This is a genomic window from Azoarcus sp. TTM-91 (assembly GCF_012911025.1).
Classification (GTDB): Bacteria; Pseudomonadota; Gammaproteobacteria; order Burkholderiales; family Rhodocyclaceae; genus Azoarcus.
Map to the genome: position 1 here is coordinate 1 of NZ_WUEI01000093.1, position 17,329 is coordinate 17,329.

General features: G+C 67.6%; 14 protein-coding genes, 2 pseudogenes and 1 CRISPR repeat array. Of the genes and pseudogenes, 8 read left to right on the forward strand and 8 right to left on the reverse strand.

The features are described from left to right. Nucleotides 1-136, reverse strand: a pseudogene (locus tag GRF61_RS24905) (branched-chain amino acid ABC transporter permease); the annotation flags it as partial. A gap of 483 nt (nt 137-619) precedes the next feature. Here GRF61_RS24905 and GRF61_RS18855 point away from each other — a divergent pair. Beyond that, nucleotides 620-1,561 (forward strand): TetR family transcriptional regulator, encoded by a 942-nt coding sequence (locus GRF61_RS18855; RefSeq protein WP_169152167.1) that lies wholly within the window; start codon nt 620-622, stop codon nt 1,559-1,561. Between the two features lie 176 nt (nt 1,562-1,737). After that, nucleotides 1,738-2,720: a CRISPR direct-repeat array (repeat unit 32 nt; unit sequence GTCGCGTCCCTCGCGGACGCGTGGATTGAAAC). Between the two features lie 108 nt (nt 2,721-2,828). On the opposite strand, the gene GRF61_RS18860 is transcribed toward GRF61_RS18855, so the two are convergent. Continuing rightward, entirely contained in the window at nt 2,829-3,275 is a 447-nt protein-coding gene (locus GRF61_RS18860; RefSeq protein ID WP_169152168.1) for a potassium channel family protein, read from the reverse strand. Between the two features lie 822 nt (nt 3,276-4,097). Between GRF61_RS18860 and GRF61_RS18865 the strand changes: the two genes are divergently transcribed. The 4 genes and pseudogenes from GRF61_RS18865 (at nt 4,098) to GRF61_RS25205 (ending at nt 6,405) form a co-directional block, all read left to right on the forward strand. Next, on the forward strand, nt 4,098-4,538 hold the full coding sequence (locus tag GRF61_RS18865) for a hypothetical protein (protein ID WP_169152169.1): 441 nt from the start codon (nt 4,098-4,100) through the stop codon (nt 4,536-4,538). 104 nt (nt 4,539-4,642) lie between these two features. Next, nucleotides 4,643-5,197, forward strand: coding sequence for a TetR/AcrR family transcriptional regulator (locus GRF61_RS18870; protein WP_348982434.1), 555 nt, complete (start codon nt 4,643-4,645; stop codon nt 5,195-5,197). Beyond that, nucleotides 5,188-6,018 (forward strand): annotated as a pseudogene (locus GRF61_RS18875) (MFS transporter); the annotation flags it as partial. The gene GRF61_RS18870 and the pseudogene GRF61_RS18875, both read left to right, overlap by 10 nt. 3 nt (nt 6,019-6,021) lie before the next feature. After that, nucleotides 6,022-6,405 carry an MFS transporter gene (locus GRF61_RS25205; RefSeq protein WP_348982435.1) on the forward strand — a complete coding sequence of 128 codons (384 nt, stop codon included), beginning with the start codon at nt 6,022-6,024 and terminating at the stop codon, nt 6,403-6,405. On the opposite strand, the gene GRF61_RS18880 is transcribed toward GRF61_RS25205, so the two are convergent. After that, on the reverse strand, nt 6,324-7,286 hold the full coding sequence (locus GRF61_RS18880; RefSeq protein ID WP_211166081.1) for a LysR family transcriptional regulator: 963 nt from the start codon (nt 7,284-7,286) through the stop codon (nt 6,324-6,326). The genes GRF61_RS25205 and GRF61_RS18880 overlap by 82 nt on opposite strands. A 106-nt stretch (nt 7,287-7,392) precedes the next feature. Here GRF61_RS18880 and GRF61_RS18885 point away from each other — a divergent pair, with 106 nt between their 5' ends. From GRF61_RS18885 to GRF61_RS18895, 3 genes are read left to right on the forward strand one after another with little or no spacing between them, the layout of a single operon-like run. Next, entirely contained in the window at nt 7,393-7,707 is a 315-nt protein-coding gene (locus GRF61_RS18885; RefSeq protein WP_169152173.1) for a carboxymuconolactone decarboxylase family protein, read from the forward strand. A gap of 1 nt (nt 7,708) precedes the next feature. After that, nucleotides 7,709-8,092 carry a tautomerase family protein gene (locus GRF61_RS18890; protein ID WP_169152174.1) on the forward strand — a complete coding sequence of 128 codons (384 nt, stop codon included), beginning with the start codon at nt 7,709-7,711 and terminating at the stop codon, nt 8,090-8,092. A 10-nt stretch (nt 8,093-8,102) separates the two neighbouring features. Continuing rightward, complete coding sequence (locus tag GRF61_RS18895; RefSeq protein ID WP_169152175.1) at nt 8,103-8,729, forward strand: DUF4865 family protein; 627 nt, start codon at nt 8,103-8,105, stop codon at nt 8,727-8,729. A gap of 61 nt (nt 8,730-8,790) precedes the next feature. Here GRF61_RS18895 and GRF61_RS18900 read toward each other — a convergent pair whose 3' ends face one another. From GRF61_RS18900 to GRF61_RS18920, 5 genes are all read right to left on the reverse strand, one after another. Beyond that, on the reverse strand, nt 8,791-10,299 hold the full coding sequence (locus GRF61_RS18900) for a chemotaxis protein CheW (protein ID WP_169152176.1): 1,509 nt from the start codon (nt 10,297-10,299) through the stop codon (nt 8,791-8,793). 1 nt (nt 10,300) lies between these two features. Continuing rightward, on the reverse strand, nt 10,301-12,757 hold the full coding sequence (locus GRF61_RS18905; protein WP_169152177.1) for a PAS domain S-box protein: 2,457 nt from the start codon (nt 12,755-12,757) through the stop codon (nt 10,301-10,303). A 269-nt stretch (nt 12,758-13,026) separates the two neighbouring features. Continuing rightward, the gene (locus GRF61_RS18910) at nt 13,027-13,875 is read right to left on the reverse strand and encodes a hypothetical protein (RefSeq protein ID WP_169152178.1); all 849 of its coding nucleotides are present in this window, start codon (nt 13,873-13,875) and stop codon (nt 13,027-13,029) included. Nucleotides 13,876-13,913: 38 nt separating this feature from the next. Further along, entirely contained in the window at nt 13,914-16,004 is a 2,091-nt protein-coding gene (locus tag GRF61_RS18915; RefSeq protein WP_169152179.1) for a type IV secretory system conjugative DNA transfer family protein, read from the reverse strand. A gap of 279 nt (nt 16,005-16,283) precedes the next feature. Then, nucleotides 16,284-17,165, reverse strand: a complete 882-nt coding sequence (locus GRF61_RS18920) for a helix-turn-helix domain-containing protein (protein ID WP_169152180.1) — start codon at nt 17,163-17,165, stop codon at nt 16,284-16,286. Nucleotides 17,166-17,329: the final 164 nt, after the last annotated feature.

Below are 17,329 nucleotides of genomic sequence, written 5' to 3' on the forward strand. Positions count from 1 at the left end.
CGACGAATTCCCCTTGCGGGATGAAGATCACCCGCGTCACCGCGAACACCAGCACCAAGGCCAGCGCCAGCAGCGCGTAGATCGCGCCGTTGGTCAGGCCGTCCTGGCCCAGCAGGGCCGCTATCTGAAAGTCCATGTCACCCGCTCCGCTGCGCCCGTCGCGGGCGCGCTGCTCGAAAAGGAAAACCGAATATGAAGTCCCGCCGCGGCGCTCAGCGCGCAGGCAGCGAGGCGTGACGCGCCGGAGCGCGATGCGGTATTACCGTTCCGGGTACGGAATGAGCTGAAAGGAAAGCCGGGGAAAGGCCGCGCCCTGCGGGCGAGGGCAGCCACGAACACGAAGCGGTCGCGGCCTGGAATGCGGGATGCACCATGTCTCTACTCCTCCTTGTGTCGTCCCCGGTGGCGGCTTTTGCCGCTCTTGCTGGGGAGGCGCCCCGCCTGGAGCGCCGGCCGGAACGGATTCCGGCATGGCTGAAAGTTAGCAGCGACAAACTAGCTTGTCAAACACTTGTTCAAATGATTAGTTAGTTCTATCTTGAAGGCAGTCCACTGCCAAACCGCAGCAACGCACCCCTTATCATTCAGCCCTCCGCCCACGACCAGCCCTCTTTACAACATGAATCCGGCCGCCCTCCCCGCTTCCGCCGCGATCAGCGCACAGGATGCGCAACCCCATGATGTCGAAGCGGAAATCCTGCGCCTGGCGCGCGAAGAGCCCACCCTGGGCCAGGCCGCCGTGGCCGAGCGCCTGCGCCAGGAAGGGCTGCAGATATCCGCTTCCGGCGTGCGCTACATCTGGCAGAAGCATGGGCTGGAAACCACGGTGAAGCGGCTGCAGGCGCTCGCCAGCCAGTCCGGCGACGGCCTGGCCGCCCTCACCGACAACCAGCGCCGCCTGCTGGAGCGGGGCGAGGTCAGCGCGCAACTGAGCGCCCAGCTGAGTGCGCAGCAGTCGCGCACCGGCGCCGATGGCGAAGACAACGAGCGCGGCGACGAAGAACCACCGGAGCGCCGCCAGCTCATCATCAACGCCGCCGCCAAGCTCTTCTCCGAGCAGGGCTACGACCGCAGCTCGATACGCGACATCGCCCGCGAAGTCGGCCTGCTGCCCGGCTCCGTCTACCACTACTTCGCCTCCAAGGAAGAGCTTTACCTGGCGGTGCACCGCGAAGGCTTCACCCGCGTGCTGGCCAAGGTGAAAGCCGCCGCCGCCACCGGCACCGATCCGTGGGACCGTCTCACCCGCGCCTGCGTAGTGCACATCATCGGCATCGTCGAAGGCTCGCCGGTGGACCGCATCACCGGCCACAACCTCGCCATCACCGGCAACCGCGAACTCTTCGCCAAGATCCAGCCGCTGCGCGACGCCTACGAGGGCGTGTTCCGCAACCTCGTCAACGCCCTGCCCGTCGCGCCCGGCACCGATCTCTCCCTGCTCCGCCTCTTCCTGCTGGGCGGCATGAACTGGGTCTACCTCTGGTACCACCAGGGCCGCCGCAGCCCCGAAGAAATCGCCCACGCCATGGTGGACATGCTGCGACGCGGCGTGCAGGCCTGAGCGCGAACCCCAAGCTGCCGGCAAAACCCCGGGAGGTTCGCGTTTCCTCAAGCCACTGATCGGAAACCGCTTTTTCCTCGCCGTTCAATTCATCCGGATGAAACCACAGCTTTTTCTGCAGGGTTCGCGGACAAAGGCACACCCAGGCTGAGGAATCAGCGTGTTACGGTGGCAGAGTCGCGTCCCTCGCGGACGCGTGGATTGAAACTGGCTCTCGACGGAGCCTGGCGCACTGGCGCGACGTCGCGTCCCTCGCGGACGCGTGGATTGAAACGTACTGCCCAGCGCCCGCTATGTGGACTTGCATGCGTCGCGTCCCTCGCGGACGCGTGGATTGAAACCGCGTCAGGCCGCGCTGGTCCATCACGTACTCCAGGGTCGCGTCCCTCGCGGACGCGTGGATTGAAACAACGGCCTGCGCTCAATCACGCCGATCCGCGCGGCGTCGCGTCCCTCGCGGACGCGTGGATTGAAACTCGCCGCCGTGGTCGCAGCAGGCGCCGATGGTGTGGGTCGCGTCCCTCGCGGACGCGTGGATTGAAACGGGTCCGGCGGAGTTGCTGCTGCGTTCGACTTGGAAGTCGCGTCCCTCGCGGACGCGTGGATTGAAACCGTATAAGTGCGAAGGATCACTACAACCCCCGCAAGTCGCGTCCCTCGCGGACGCGTGGATTGAAACCGCGACGCCTCCGGCGGCACCGATGCCAGCTACCGGTCGCGTCCCTCGCGGACGCGTGGATTGAAACCTCATCGCCGAGGGCGGCCGTGGCTGCAGCCATGTGTCGCGTCCCTCGCGGACGCGTGGATTGAAACCACGCTGGCGACCAGATTGTCGCGGTGCGCGAGCTGGTCGCGTCCCTCGCGGACGCGTGGATTGAAACCTGGTGGATGGTGCCATCTGCTCGGCGGGGCTGGGGTCGCGTCCCTCGCGGACGCGTGGATTGAAACAGGAGGATGCGGGCGCTGGCTACTAGGGCCTGATGCATGTCGCGTCCCTCGCGGACGCGTGGATTGAAACGCGCCGGCCCGTGCGATTGTGGCGACCCCGGCGCCGGTCGCGTCCCTCGCGGACGCGTGGATTGAAACTCCCAGCAGGCGCCGGCCTTGATGCGCGCGCGCTGGCCAACGTCGCGTCCCTCGCGGACGCGTGGATTGCAACCGCTTGATGCGCTCGCGCTCGCGCAATTTGCGCCGCGTTCCTCCCTGCACAGTTCGCTCCCCCGGTCCAGCCGCAGCAGTTCTGCCGGCTTGGCCGGGGAAAGCGGCCTCAGGTTTTGAGAGCCTTCTTGTCGCTCTCCCCCCAGAAGCGCTCCATCGCGATGTAGGTGTAGGAGGCGCTCCATCCGATCAGGAGCAGGCCGTTGAGGGCTTCCACGCCGGCCATCAGGCGCAGGTCTCCCTTGGGCACCACGTCGCCGTAACCCAGTGAGGTGTAGGTTTCGGCGGAGAAATACAGCGAGACGTCGAAAGAGAAACGGCCCGCATCGCCGAGATGGCCGAGTTTTCCGAAGCGGGCCAGCAGGTAGAGCGTGGCGGCGTACAGCAGTATTTCCAGCGTGTGGGCGAGAAAGGCGACGAAGATCACGATGACCAACCGGGCCCGGGCCCGCACCGGCGCCCTGGAGAGGTGTCGGTTCATCAGGCCGAGCACCTCGTAGTGGATCAGGGTGGTTGCCACAAGCAAGCTCAGGCAGGCGAACAGCACCATAGGCATGGCGACACGCTCCGGGAGGGCTGGATCGGCGATGGGTTCCGGCACTCTAGCGCGTTGCGGGGAATGCTGCTCTGAGCATGGAATCTCTTTTCCACTCATATGCTTGGATTCATTCAGCACGACCTTGAGCGCCTCATGCACGAAGCTGCCCGAGGCAAACAGCAATCCCACCAGCAGGGGGCCGGAAGAAGCGGGACACCGGCTCCGCCGCCTCACAGGAGATGGCCGGCCCGGACGGGTGAGGCGGTTCCGTCCATGCCGCGCGGTCCAGGCATGCCGCAGCCAACGAAGCTAATGCGGCTGTTATATCCGCTCCACATCGACTTGGTCGTCCGGCGCTCCCTTCGGCGCAGAACGGCAGGTCGCACCGTTTGCCCCTGGGATCATCGCCACGCTGGAAAACCCGGGAAAAAGCCTCCCTCCCACCAAGCAGCAGCGTCGCGCCACACTCCCCCCGCCAGCCTCCCCGCAGTTCCCGGGCCGGCGGCATCCGGACGGGATTGCCGCCGGCAGCTCATCCTCTTCACCAGCGTGTTCGGCGCCGGGCGCTTCTATGGCGACAGGGTGATCACGCCCGCAATCCCGGCGCCGGGCGCGCTGGAAAGGAGGGAAACGATCCACCCGGATTTCACCGCCTGCATGCGCTCGGTTTCCGTGGGCGCCCAGGATTTTGCAGCCGCAGAGAAGCGACCATTAATGAGAATTAATCTCATTAAATTTGACCTATTATTGACTATCAGTCATTATCTCTCCCCGCCATCGGCCCCGGATCACAAGCCGGAGGGCCTGCGAAAAACGACAAACCGCACCGGAGAGAAACCCATGATCCGTCACAATCTTTCCCATTGGCCCCTGGTCATCACCGTCGCTTCCGGGCGATCCACGCTGGACGACATGCTGGCCTTCACCGCCGAGTGGAACCACTGGCTGGATGAGTGCGATGCCTTCGCCACCTTGCGCATCTTCACCGACGCGGCAGCGCTGGAGCATCCGGAGGGGTCGGCGCAGAACGCGAAGAAGTGGCTGCAAGAGAAGGGCGATGCGATACGCGCGCAGGTGATGGGCATGGCGACGGTGGTACCGCCGGCGGAGTACGAGCGGGTGCGCAAAATGAACGTGGAGAAGCTGTTCGGCGTGCCGGCGGCGACCTTCCAGGACCTGCCCTCCGCCCTCGCCTGGCTGCAGACGGCGGTATTCGAACCGCGTGACCGGACGCTGGACGCGGCGGCCGCGACTGCGGCGGTCGAGGCGCTGGCCGGATGAACGCGATCCGCGAACGCAAGGCGGCGGAACCGGCGCTGGCAAACGGGCAGCGCCCGCCGCGCAGGCCGCGCCGGCGCATGCCGGAAAGCCGCCGCGGCGAGCTGATGGATGCAGCCGAGCGGCTCTTCCTCGCCAAGGGCGTCGCCGCCACCAGTGTGGATGACATCACCACTGCGGCCCAAGTCGCCAAAGGCACCTTCTACGTCTATTTCCCCTCCCGCGACGCCTTGCTGGCGGCGCTGCAGCAGCGCTTCGTCGATGGCTTCTGCCAGCGGGTGGACGCTGCCCTGGCACGCCGCCGTACCGGCGACTGGAACGGCCGCCTACGCGCCTGGTTCGCTACCGCGCTGGACACCCTGCTCGACCAGTTGGTGCTGCACGACATGCTGTTCCACGAGCTGGGCCACGATCACCGCGACCTCGTCCACGACAACCCCGTGGTGACCCAGCTGGCCGCCCTGGTCAGCCAGGGCGTGGCGGCCGGCGTGTGGCACGCGGCAGAGCCGCGGTACATCGCCATCATCATGTTCCACGGCATGCATGGCCTCGCCGACGACCTCGCCGCACAGGCGCAGAGCGGCAACAAGGCCGCCCGCAAGCGGCTGGCCGACACCCTGTTCAACACCTTCTCCAGCGCCATGCGCCCCCTCGTGCCATGAAGACGAACGCAGAAATCCTGCTGCCCTCCCCTGCCTTCAACCCGCGTCCGCTGATGCTCGCCTACATGAGCTGCACCATGGCGATGATGGCCTTCGTCGCCCTCATCGGCCCGATGGCGCGGGTGCTGCGCCTGGCCGCATGGCAGGCCGGCACCGTCGTCACCGTGGGCGGCGTGCTGTGGATGGTGCTGGCGCGCGCCTGGGGTAGCGCCAGCGACAGGCTGGGCCGGCGCAGCGTGCTGCTGATGGGCGTCGGCGGCTTCATGCTGAGCTACTGGGCGATGTGCGGGCTGCTGCTCGCCTCGCTGGAGCTGCTGCCGGCGGCGGCGCTGGTGTTCGCCGGCCTGCTGCTCACCCGCGGCGCGGTCGGCGGCTTCTTCGCCGCCATTCCATCGGTGGGGCAGGCGCTGGTGGCGGACCATGTGTCGCCCGCCGGCCGCACCGCCGCCCTTGCCGGCCTGGGCGCCGCCAATGCCATTGGACTGGTGCTCGGCCCCGCGCTGGCGGCGGCGCTGACACCGATCAGCCTCGGCTTGCCGTTGTATGTGACCGCCGCCCTGCCGCTGCTGGCCTTCGTCGCGCTGTGGCGCGGCCTGCCGCGCAGCGAACATCACCACGACATGCCCGCCAGCAGCGTGCGCCTCGCCGACCCCAGGCTGCGCCGGCCGATGGCGGTGGCCTTCGCCGCCATGTTCAGCGTCTCGGTGGGCCAGATCTCGGTCGGCTTCTTCGCCATCGACCGCCTGGGCCTGCCGCCCGAACAGGCCGCGCGGGCCGCCGGGCTGGCGCTGACGCTGGTCGGCGTGGGGCTGATCCTCGCCCAGATGGCGGTCCGCCGGCTGAAGTGGGACAGCCTGAGGCTGATCCGGGTAGGCGCGGCCATCAGCGGGCTGGGCTTCGGCGCGGTCGCGCTGGCGGACAGCAGCGCCATGCTCGCTGCCTGCTACTTCGTCGCCGCCGCCGGCATGGGCTGGGTCTTCCCCGCCTTCGCCGCCCTGGCTTCCAACGCGGTAAGCGCACACGAACAAGGGGCCACCGCCGGCTCGCTGGGCGCGGCCCAAGGCCTGGGGCTGGTGCTCGGGCCGGTGGTGGGCACCCTGTTCTATGAACTGGGGCCAGGCGTGCCCTACGCGTTCATCGGGCTGGTGCTGATACTGGTGGCTGCGTGGCCGGTGGCGGCGGGAGCAAGCGTTCCGGCTGCCGAATAGGCGGTCGCGGCCTTTCCCTCGATGCCGCCGCACAGCGCGGCCAGCCTCTCGGCCACGATGCCCTGCAGCCGCGCCAGCGCCGCACTATCGATGCCCGGGGCGCACTTGAGCATAATGCCTACCTCCGGCAAGGGCGGCAGAGACGGCAGCCGGGCCAGGGTTGTCGGCTTGCCGATGCCGGTGCGCACGGTAAGGCCCAGCCCGGCCTGCACCGCCGCCCAGATGCCGGCGAGACTGGAGCTGGTGAAGGCCACGCGCCAGGGAATGCCGGCGGCGTCCAGCGCGGCGACGGCGTGGCTGCGCATTACGCAGGGCGCCTCGAACACCACCAGCGGCAGGGGCTCGCCGCTGGCCAGCCAGGCATCCGCCAGCGCTGGGTCGCCGATCCAGCACAAGGGCAGTTGCTGTACGCAGCTGCTGTCCGGCTCGGCCTGCCAGGCGAGGATCAAATCCAGCTCGGCGCTGGCCAGCGCCGTTTCCAGTGCCAAGTTGCGGGCGATGCGCGCCTCCACCGTCACCGCCGGATGGGTGCGGGCGAATAGCCCCAGCACCTCGGTGAGCAGACCCTCGCCAAAATCCTCCTGCAGGCCCACCCGCACCTGCCCGCCCAGCCGGGAGCCGCGCACGGCGAGCACCGCGGCATCGTTCAGCGCCAGCAGGCGACGGGCGTAGCTCAGCATCAGCTCGCCTTCCGCCGTCGGCACCAGGCCGCGGCCGGACTTGCGCAGCACCGGCACGCCCAGCTGTTCCTCCAGCTTCTTCAGCTGTGCGCTCAAGGCCGAGGTGGAACGGCCGAGGCGATCCGCCGCACGGGCGAAGCTGCCGAGATCCACGCCAGCGACGAAGCTGCGCAGCACATCGAGGTCGAGGTTGGTCGCCATCATCAATCCCGAAAATCTGGATGATCAATTAAGAAATATTTGATTTTCAGCACGATCATCTACCCCTAGGCTGTGAGGGTCAAATCAAGGCCCCGCAGGAGCATGCATGAGCAAGCCGCACCCGATGGCCGCCGCGCCTGAGCTCGCCCGCCTCACCGACGAGGTGCTGTTCGGCCAGGTCTGGGAACGTCCGCAACTGGGCAAGCGCGACCGCAGCCTGATCACCGTGGCCGCCCTGATGGCGATGGGGTGCGGCGAGCAACTGCCCATCCACTTCGCCAAGGCACTGGAGAATGGCATCAGCCATGAGGAACTGGCGGAAGTGGTGACCCACCTCGCCTTCTATGCCGGCTGGCCGGCGGCGCACAGCGCGCTGCTGCGCCTGTCGCCAGAGGCGGATGCCGCCGGGCGGGAGCGCTGACATGCCGGTTTCCCGCATCAGCCTGCGCCGGGGCCATACGGCGGCCTACCTCGACGCGCTCTCCGCCGGCCTGCACCAAGCGCTGGTGGAGCGCTTCGAGGTGCCGGCGGATGATCGTTTCCAGCTCATCCAGCAGTTCGATCCGGCGGAGATGCGCTTCGACCGCCACTACCTCGGCGGCCCGCGCAGCGACGACTGGGTGTTGATCGAGATCACCGCCGGGCGGCCGCGCAGCGCCGACACCAAGCGCGCCTTCTATCGCCGGCTGGCCGAGCTGCTGGCGCTATCTCCAGGGCTTGCGCCCGCCGACCTGATGGTGGTGATACGCCACAACGCGCTGGAAGACTGGTCCTTCGCTGATGGCCACGCCAGCATGCTGCCCTGAGGAGCCTGCCATGTACGCCATGCAATACGCCTTCACCCTGCCCGCCGACTACGACATGGCGGTGATCCGCCGCCGCATCGCCGACAAGGGCCGCGCGCTGGACGGCTTCCCCGGCCTCGCCTTCAAGGCCTACCTGTTCTCGGACCGCGCCGATCCCCGCCACCGCGCCACCGCCAACCGCTACGCGCCCTTCTACCTGTGGCAGGACATCGCCGGTGCCAGCCGCTTCATCGAAAGCGCCGGCTTCGCCGCACTGGCGGACGCCTTCGGCCGCCCTGCCATACGCAACTGGCTGGCCTGGGAACCCGCGCTGACCGGCACCTTGTCGCAGGCACGCTGGGCCACGCTGGAGACGCGGCCGCTGGCCGCCGGAGAAGGTCTCGCCGCGCTGGCTGCTGGTGAAGCCGCCTGGCGGACAGGGCGCGAGACGCCGGGCCAGGCCGTGGGAACGACGGAGCCCGGCCTGCCGCTCGCCCGCCTCGCCGCCCTGGACGCAGCGAACTGGTCGCTGTTGCGGCTGAGCCTGTGGCTGACACAACCTCTCGGCGGAGACGAGGCCGGCGACCTGTACGAAATCGGTTACCTCGCTGCGGGAGAGACCCTGCCCGGACTGGAAGCAACCTGGCGGACCGGATGAAGGCGCTCTGGCGCAAGCCTCAGCTCCCTTGGTCCGCGCATGCGCTGCCCGCCCCTCTCCCCTACCCCGGTGCGGCCGCCGGCAGCGCCAATATCTGTTCAAGCAGCGAGTCGGCCAGCGCAGCGAGGTCCAGCAAGGCGCCCATGCGCATCTCGCCGTCGGCATGCAGGGTTACCGCCGACCACACGCCCGGCACGCCGGCGCGCTCGAAGCTGGCCATCACCTGCTCGCCGCCGGCCTCGCTGTCCACTGCTTCCGCAATGGTGCCCAGCGCCGGCACGGTGAAGCCGACGCGCTGGCCGTCGGTGGTGGCCACCACCAGGATGCTGGCGGTGGGGGTACGCGGCCGGCCAGGCATGCCGAGCACGATGGCGAGGTCGAATACCGGCACGGCCCGGCTGCGACTCACCAGCAGGCCGGGCCGGTCGCCGCCGGTGTCGAGCACCGCACCCTCGGTCCAGCCCACGATCTCCAGCACCTGCGCCAACGTGGCGGCTACCTCGGCGCCCACGTCCGCGGTGAGCACCTGGCGGCGCCTGCCACGCACAGGTTGGGTACGGCGCGGACCACTGCCCGGCAGGGGCTGTTCGCGCCGTACCGGCGTGTTGAGCCCGGCCAGACGGCGCAAGGCGGGGTCGTCGCGCAAGCGGGCGCTGTCCAGCAGCAGGAAGTACGCCAGGCGGTCCACCGCGGCGCAAGGGGTGCGCGGCGGCAAGCCGGCGGTGGTCAGGGCACCGCGGAAGAGGCCTTCGGGCAAGCTGCCGCTGCCCTCCGCCAGCCGGGCGGAACTGGCGGCAACCACGTCCAGGATGCGCTCCACCGCCAGCACCAGCAGCCCCTCCGGGTAGCGCAGCACGAAGGCCTGCAGCGGCCCGCCGGGGAGCATCCGCCCAAGCCCGCAGAAGGCGAGAAAGTCCAGCACCGGCACGGCCTTGGCGTCGATCTCGACGACGCCAAGGCAACCGCACTCGGACAAGGCGCTGCGCTCGATCACCGGATTGACCAGCGTGGTGTGCACCAACTCCGCATCCACCGCCAGCGGCACGCTGCCGGTGTGCATCAGCACCAGGGTGGCGGGCAGGCTGCCGTGGGCGGCCTGCCAGGCGCCAGCCGCGCCGCGCGGCGGCTCATCCACCATGGGGAAGCGTTCGGCGAGGCGGGCCGGCTCCAGCACGGCAACCACCGAGCGGTCGTCCTCCCGCACGAAGCCGCCGCGCAGCAGCGCCAGCACCTCGCCGGCCGCTTCAAAGCGGTTGAGCACCGCGTTGCGGCATTCGAGGATGCCTTCAACGCTGTCGGCGAGCAGCCCGAGCAGGCGGCCCTCGTGGGCGAGCACCGCCACCACCTCACCCTGTTGCTCCCCCGGACCACCCTTGGGCCGGTGGTCTAGATCCACCACCGGCACCACCGTACCGCGCAGATCGATGCCGCCCACCACCGCCCCCCCGGTGCCCGGCAGCGGATGCAGGGCGGTGCGCGGCACCACTTCGCGCAATACCTCCACCGCCAGGCCAAGCTGCAGGCCGCCGCGGCGGAAAGCGCCGATCAAAAGGCCGCCCTCGCGCTCCATGTCAGCGCCTCACGGTGCGCGAGAGTTCGTCGATGAGCAGCGAGACCTTGCCCGCCATTTCGCGCTGGGCCTCGGTGGCGCGGGCGATCTGGGCGGTGCTGGAAACGGTCTTGTCCACGCTTTCCAGGATGCCCTCGAAGCTGGTGGAGGCGCGCCGGCTGACCTCGGCGCCGGCCTTCACGTTGGCGTTGGACTGCTCGATGAGGCCAGCGATTTCCTTGGCCGCCGCGGCGCTGCGCTCGGCCAGCTTGCGCACTTCGGAGGCGACCACCGAGAAGCCGATGCCCTGCTCGCCGGCGCGGGCAGCCTCGATGGCGGCGTTGAAGGCCAACAGGTTGGTCTGGTTGGAGATGTCGCTGATGACGCGCACGATCTCGGAGACCTTGTCCGAACTGCCCTGGATGCGGCCGATGGCGGCGATGGACTCGGCCAGCGCCCGCGAGCCGTCCTGCGCGGCGGTGGAGGCGGTGGACGCGGTGGAGGACGCACGCTCGCAGTTGTCGGCGATCTGGCCGATGCTCTCCAGCAGCTGGCGCACGCTGCCGCTCATGTCCACCGAGCGGGCGCTGATGCGCTGCTCCATCTCCACCTCGGCGGTGACGTCGTAGGCGTACTGGATGATCTTGCTCACCTTGCCGTTGAGATCGAGGATGGGGTTGTAGGTGGCCTGTATCCATACGTCGCGGTTGAACTTGCCGACGCAGTGGAAGCGCCCGCTCACCAGCTTGCCCTCGCTCAGGCGCAGCCAGAAGTCACGGTATTCCTGGCTGCGGGTGTACTCGTCGGTGCAGAACATGGCGTGGTGCTGGCCCTGGATTTCGCGCTGGGTGTAGCCCATGGCGGCGAGGAAGTTGCGGTTGGCGCTGAGCACATGGCCACCGAGATCGAACTCCACCACCGCCTGGCCGAGGTTGATCGCCGCCACCTTGGCTTCGAACTCCGCGTTGTGCACCTTCTGGCGGGTGACGTCGGTGGCGAACTTGACCACCTTCAGCGGCCTGCCGTGAGGGTCGAAGATGGGGTTGTAGGTGGCCTGCAGCCACAACTCGCGCCCGCCCTTGCCCACGCGCTTGAACTCGCCGCCCACCAGTTCGCCCTGCGCCAGGCGGTCCCAGAACACCTGGTAGTCGGTGCTCGCCGCCATCTCGGGCGCGACGAACATGCGGTGATGATGGCCGATGATCTCGTCTTCCCGGTATCCGGTGAGTTCCAGGAAGTTGGCATTGGCATGCAGCACCCGGCCCTGCAGGTCAAACTCGATGACGGCCTGGGCCCGGTCCACCGCGCCCAGCTTGCCGGCGGCATCCAACCGCTCCAGCATCTCGCGGGTGATGTCCTTGGCGACGACGATGACCTTGCCGAGCAGCCCGTCCATGCCGATGACGGGGGTCAGCGTCGCGCTCAGCCACACCTCGCGGCCGCCTGCCCCCTCGCGCCGCAGTTCGGCACTCACCGCGCGCCCCTCGGCCAGGGTGCGCCAGTGCTCCTGGCTCGTCATCTCCTCCTCGGGGAACAACAGCTTGGCCTCCGGGCTGCCGATCAGCTCCGTGGCGGTGTAACCCAGCGTGCGCTCCAGGGTCGCGTTGAGGCTGAGGATGTTGCGGTCGCGGTCCATGTCCAGCATGCAGTTGTTGCGCGACACCGCATCCATGCGCGCCGCCAGTTCCAGGCTGGCGAGCTTGCTGGCGGTGACGTCGGTGGCGAACTTGACCACTTTCAGCGGCCGCCCGCTGGGGTCAAGGATGGGGTTGTACGTGGCCTGGATCCAGATCTGCCGGCCGTTGCGGGCCAGCCGCATGTACTCGCCGCGGTCGAACTCGCCTTGCGCCAGCTTGTGCCAGAAAGCGCGGTAGGCCGCGCCATTGGCTTCCTGCTTGTCCACGAACATGCGGTGATGCTGGCCGCGCACTTCGTCCAGCGAGTAGTCCATGAGGTGCAGGAAGTTCTCGTTGGCATCGAGGATGACGCCGTTGAGGTCGAACTCCACTACCGCCTGGGAACGCGAGATGGCCGCCACCTTGCCGTCGTCCTCCACGCTCTTCATGCGCGAGGCGGTCATGTCCACCGCGAACAGGGCAATCTTGCGCGGGTTGCTGCCGCGCGCCGGAATCGGGCTGAAGATGCCGCCGATGTAGACCTCACGCGCGCCATTGGCGAGATAGTGGAACTCCTCGCTGATGGATTCGCCCGCCGCCAGGCGCTCCCAGAAGGTCTCGTACTCCTCCGACTGGGCCTCCTCCGGCAGGCATAGCATGCTGTGATGGGCGCCCACCAGCTGCTCGCGCGAGTAGCCGAAGAGCTTGAGGAAACGCTCGTTCACGCCAAGGAAGCGGCCTTCGGGATCGAACTCGGCGATGGCGCGGCTGCGATCGATCGCGGCGAAGTAACCGGGGAGGTCTTCTTCATGCCCGATCCGGTAGTCGGCAACGGCAGCGGGCAGGGCTTGGGCTGAGGACATGCGGAGGTCTCCATGCAGTATCCCGGGCACCCGGCGGGCGGCCCGGCGGCAATCGGAAGCCTAGTCAATAAAAGCCGGCCTCCTGCGTTAACAACGTCATGAGCCCGGGATTTCTCAGCCTTCGATTTACCCCGTACGGGTTAAGAACGCCCTTCCGCGGCATCCGGCAGGCAACAGGCCCCTCAGCCAGGGGCGTACCTCTCCGCAGCCTGACGCGCGGAGCCGGCGGAGGCTCCGGGCTCGCGCGGGAGAAACCCCTATCCCGCCCCTCAGAGCGTGCGCGGGTCCCACTCCTTGCGCTTTCTCTCCTGCTCCTCCAGCAAGCGCTGGCGGTCCTCGGCCAGCTTCGCCTCGAGCTGATCCCGCAAGTCCTGAAAACGCGCCTGCAACTGCTGACGCAATTCGTCGCGCCGTTCGGGTTCGGTGTTCTGGTGCCGCTGTTCGAAGTTCTGCTCCAGCTTCTGCAGGTTCTGCTCCAGTTCCTTGCGTGCGGCGCTGGCTTGCTCCTTTTGCGCCACGGATTCCGCCTGCTCCTTCTCTATCGCGGCGAACACCTCGTTCTCACGCTGGCTCTGCCCGGAAGGCTGGTGCTGGGCAATGGCCTGTTCGATGCGTTTTTCCTGGTTGAGCTCGAGTTTCTCGATGCCGGCCTTGATGGCTTCGATGCCGGCGACCGCGGTCAGCGCAAGGCCCAGGGCCGGGTCAAGCTGGTTGACCGGCGCCTGGTGGACCATGCCGGATTCGTGCTGCACCTCGCGCTTGAACTCCGCCGACGCCGCCAGATAGCGGTCGGCACCAACCTCGTGGGCCTGCGCCTGCTGCTGCTCCCGCACGCGGGCCTCCGCCTCCGTCAGCTGCCTCGAATGTTCCAGTCCCTGCGCCCCGAGCGTTCTGTCGGCCACTTCCTTTGCGATCAGGAGCGCGGTCAGCCGCTCCTCGGCCTGCTTCAGCGCCCCCTGGGCGTCGACTCTCAGGCCGGCGGCTTCCTGCTCCTTCGCCGCGCGGTCTTCGGCGGGTAGCGCGGCAATCCTGGAAGCCAGCTGATCCAGGTCTCTCAGCGCCGCTTCCAGGGCTTCCTTCCGCTTCTGCAATTCCGCGATTTCCTGCTCAAGGCTCATGCCGCCCTCCCCCGCAATTCACGCAGCCGATGCGGCCCTCACAGGCTGCCCATGCGGCCAGCCACTTCCGGGTTCTGCCAGGCGAAGTCCTTCCGGACCTTCGCCGGCTTGCAGCTCGCCGCCATCACGATCTGGTAATCGCGGTACGCCGGCCCGGCCAGCTCGGCCGGATCCACCAGCCTCTGCCGCGAGCCGTCCATGATGGATTCGCGGTAGCCCAGCTGCTCGGAGAGCTTCTCCGCCAGGCCGTCGTGCGCGGTGGGGTTCATGAAGATGCGCACGGCGCAGCTTCCCACCATGCCCTCCGCGTTCGGGTAGGCCTTCTCCAGCTGCCCCAGGCTCTGGGCGAACAGCCACAGGCGCAGCCCGTACTGGCGGCCGATTTCGATGGCCTCCTCCACCGGCGGCATGTGCTTGAGGCGCGGCAATTCGTCGAGCAGGAACAGGATGGGCGCGGCGCCGCGCGGCGGCAGTTCACTGCACAGCATGCGGATGTGCTGGGCGATGATCACCCGCAGCAGCGAGATGTAGCTATCCACCTCGCTCGGCTTCAGGCAGATATACACGGTGGGATTGGTGGCGCCGCGCAGATCCAGCGGACTCCAGTCCGACCGGCTGGTGGCCCTGGCGATACGCTCGCCACTCCAGGCGCTGAGGCTGGACTGCGCGGTCTGCAGCACGCTGTCGCGGGTCTTCTCGTTCATGCCGGCCAGCGAGGTGCCCTGCTGCATCATGCTGCGCACATCCACCGCGGTCTGCAGGCCGAGCACCATGTCATCCCAGGCCTTGCCGCCGTGGATGATGTCGACGATCTGCGACATCGGCCGGCTCTCCGGCGGATTGGAATATGCCACATAGGCCACCGCCGCGGTCAGCACGTCGCGCGCCTTGTTCTCCCAGAACGGATCGGCCGCGCCGGATGGCACGATCATCATGTCGGCGAGGAAGCGGGCGTCTTCCCAGATGTAGTCCGACTCCTGGCGGATGAAGGCCAGCGGGTTATAGAAATGGCTGTTCGCCGGGTCGAGCGGGCTGAACTTGAACACCGGCCCGACATTCTCCGCGCGCCATTTGCTGGTGCCGGCATAGATCTCGCCCTTCACATCCAGCACCACCGCCGGGCCATGCCAGTCGAGCAGGTTGGGGAACACATTGCACTGGGTTTTCCCGGATCCGGGAGGCGCCACGGTAATCAGCGATCCCTCGCCGGCGTAGATCAGCGGCTCGCCATCTATGGTCCCGAGCTTCAGGCCGGGCCGCCCGCTCGGCGCGAAGATCGTGTCGGCCAGCGCATCCGGCGACAGCCAGGCGTTGCCGCCCTTGAGCCTGGCGCTGGCCTCCTTGATCAGCGGCTGGACGGCCGGGTCGCCCTCCTTGCTCTGCATCACCTTCAGCACATTGCTCACCACTGCGTCGGCCGAGGCCCCCTCTTTCGACATGAACCAGTTGATGGCCCCGATGGCATCGCGGATGCCTTTGTCCTCGGCCCACATCGAATAGCTGTAGTGGTCTATGGTCGCTTTCCCATTCCCCCAGATCAGCCCGAACTTCGCCCACCGGTACCACTTCATGTCCTGCTCGCTGGGCGCCCCTTCCACCGCGTTCAGCAGCAGTTCCGTAACGCGCAGCATCTCCCGCTCCCGCGTTTCCATGGCCGCAAGGTGGCGGCTGATATGGAACTCCAGGAAGGATTCGCTTTTCGTTCCATTGGCGCTCTTGTCGGCGAATTCATGCCAGATGGAGATACTGACCGCCCGGTCCTTACGGTCGAAGATCCCGTTGATGGCCGCAGTACGTTGCTCGCGGCTTGAACCCAGCTCCTGGACCCATTTCTCGTGCTCCTTCAGCACGGCCTCCCGCGCCTGCTGCCTTTTCCTTTTCTCCGCGCCGAAGTCGATGCGGGAAATGCCATAGGCGATGGCCAGCACGACAAAACCGCTGATGGGCCCGATGAGCACGCCGGCAATGAAGCCCGGCAGCAGCCATTTCCAGTTCTTCTTCGCATAGGCGCTGGCGAACTGCCCGAAGCCTTCGCTGCTTTCGGACCGTTTTCGATACGCAAGGAAAACGATCAGCGCGAGCCCGCCCAAGAATATCGGCAGCTCGATAAACAGATGCAGTCCGCTCACACAACCCCCTGTCCCAGTTATCCGCTACTGCATTGCGAATGAGAGATGAAGATTCGACCTTGGCGGAAAACGGTTTCCGCCGCTCGCTGCAAAGACATCACCCAGGCGGGAAAAGCTGGCACGCCGGGCCCGATGGCGCGGCGTAGCGCGCGCTTGCCGCACGTATTCCGGATCGGGCAATCCTATGCCGAGGGATTTTTGCTGTAAAGATTTGTCTCAATGGAACAATGGATGCATCGCCGCAGCCAATCCGGCCCAGACAAAAGGGCCGTCTGCCCCTCAGCCGCTTCGTCCCTGCGCCTGGCGGAAAGCCGAGGGCGACATGCCCTGCATGCGGGTGAAGAAGCGGGAGAAGTAGGCCGGGTCGCGGAAGCCCAATGCATAGCCGATGCCGGTGACGTCGAGGTCGGAATAGGCGAGCAGGCGGCGGGCTTCGAGCAGCAGGCGCTCGTGGATCATGTGCTGGGCGCTGAGGCCGGCCTCGCGGCGGCAGCTGTTGTTGAGCTGGGCGGTGGAAACACCCAGGCGGTTGGCGTAGAAGGCGAGCGGCTGCCAGTCGCGGAAATGACGCTCGATCAACTCGCTGAAGCGCGCCACCCGCTGGCGGATGCGGTCGCCGCCACTTTCGGCGGCGCTCAGGCCGCCACTGCGCAGCAGGCGCACCAGGGCGAGGCCGATGATGGCCTTGAGCACGCTGACGCGGCCGGCCTCGCGGCCGCTGTACTCGCGGGCGAACTCCTCGAAGTGCAGGCGCATCAGGTCGAAGGCGGCGGCCTCCTCCGCCAGCGGCAGGTAGTGCAGCAGGCCGAGGGCTTGGCGCAGCTCCGGCGACAGCGCCAGCAGCTCATCCACCAGCGGCTGCGGCAGGGTGACGATCTGGCCGACGATGTCCGGCGAAAAACGGAAGCCATGCACCCGCTGCGGCGGCACCATCAGCAGGCAGGGCGTCTGCAGCGCCACCCGCCGCGTCTCGAAGCTGATCTCGGCCGCCCCGCTCTGCAGGAAGACGACGTGCAGCAGGTTGTCGTGGCTGTGCGGCGTGATTTCCCAATCGTACAGGGCGCTGCGCGCGGCGATGGTCTCGTGATGCAGCGGCTCGGGCGTCTGCCACAGCTTTTTCTCGCCGAAAAGCTTGTAAGTCGGGACGGTAGGCTGGCTCATGCGGATTCCGGTTCCTGGCGCGCGCGGAGCGCGGGCAGGGAAGGGAATTTAGCAAAAGTGCAAGCCGGTGATGCGAAATCCAGGCTGAGCGGACGCCGTGCTGAAGATGGCGCCGCGGCCGGAAGCGCTCACAACATCACCCCCGCCACCTCACCCTCCACGCC

Excerpts from the sequence above, each read along its gene's own strand:
- GRF61_RS18895 (WP_169152175.1), top strand. The coding sequence starts at position 8,103 with ATGTACGCCATGCAATACGCCTTCACCCTGCCCGCCGACTACGACATG.
- GRF61_RS18880 (WP_211166081.1), bottom strand. The coding sequence starts at position 7,286 with ATGGCGACCAACCTCGACCTCGATGTGCTGCGCAGCTTCGTCGCTGGC.
- GRF61_RS18920 (WP_169152180.1), bottom strand. The coding sequence starts at position 17,165 with ATGAGCCAGCCTACCGTCCCGACTTACAAGCTTTTCGGCGAGAAAAAG.
- GRF61_RS18890 (WP_169152174.1), top strand. The coding sequence starts at position 7,709 with ATGCCGGTTTCCCGCATCAGCCTGCGCCGGGGCCATACGGCGGCCTAC.
- GRF61_RS18900 (WP_169152176.1), bottom strand. The coding sequence starts at position 10,299 with ATGGAGCGCGAGGGCGGCCTTTTGATCGGCGCTTTCCGCCGCGGCGGC.
- GRF61_RS18865 (WP_169152169.1), top strand. The coding sequence starts at position 4,098 with ATGATCCGTCACAATCTTTCCCATTGGCCCCTGGTCATCACCGTCGCT.
- GRF61_RS25205 (WP_348982435.1), top strand. The coding sequence starts at position 6,022 with ATGGCGGTCCGCCGGCTGAAGTGGGACAGCCTGAGGCTGATCCGGGTA.
- GRF61_RS18870 (WP_348982434.1), top strand. The coding sequence starts at position 4,643 with ATGGATGCAGCCGAGCGGCTCTTCCTCGCCAAGGGCGTCGCCGCCACC.
- GRF61_RS18855 (WP_169152167.1), top strand. The coding sequence starts at position 620 with ATGAATCCGGCCGCCCTCCCCGCTTCCGCCGCGATCAGCGCACAGGAT.
- GRF61_RS18910 (WP_169152178.1), bottom strand. The coding sequence starts at position 13,875 with ATGAGCCTTGAGCAGGAAATCGCGGAATTGCAGAAGCGGAAGGAAGCC.
- GRF61_RS18905 (WP_169152177.1), bottom strand. The coding sequence starts at position 12,757 with ATGTCCTCAGCCCAAGCCCTGCCCGCTGCCGTTGCCGACTACCGGATC.
- GRF61_RS18885 (WP_169152173.1), top strand. The coding sequence starts at position 7,393 with ATGAGCAAGCCGCACCCGATGGCCGCCGCGCCTGAGCTCGCCCGCCTC.
- GRF61_RS18860 (WP_169152168.1), bottom strand. The coding sequence starts at position 3,275 with ATGCCTATGGTGCTGTTCGCCTGCCTGAGCTTGCTTGTGGCAACCACC.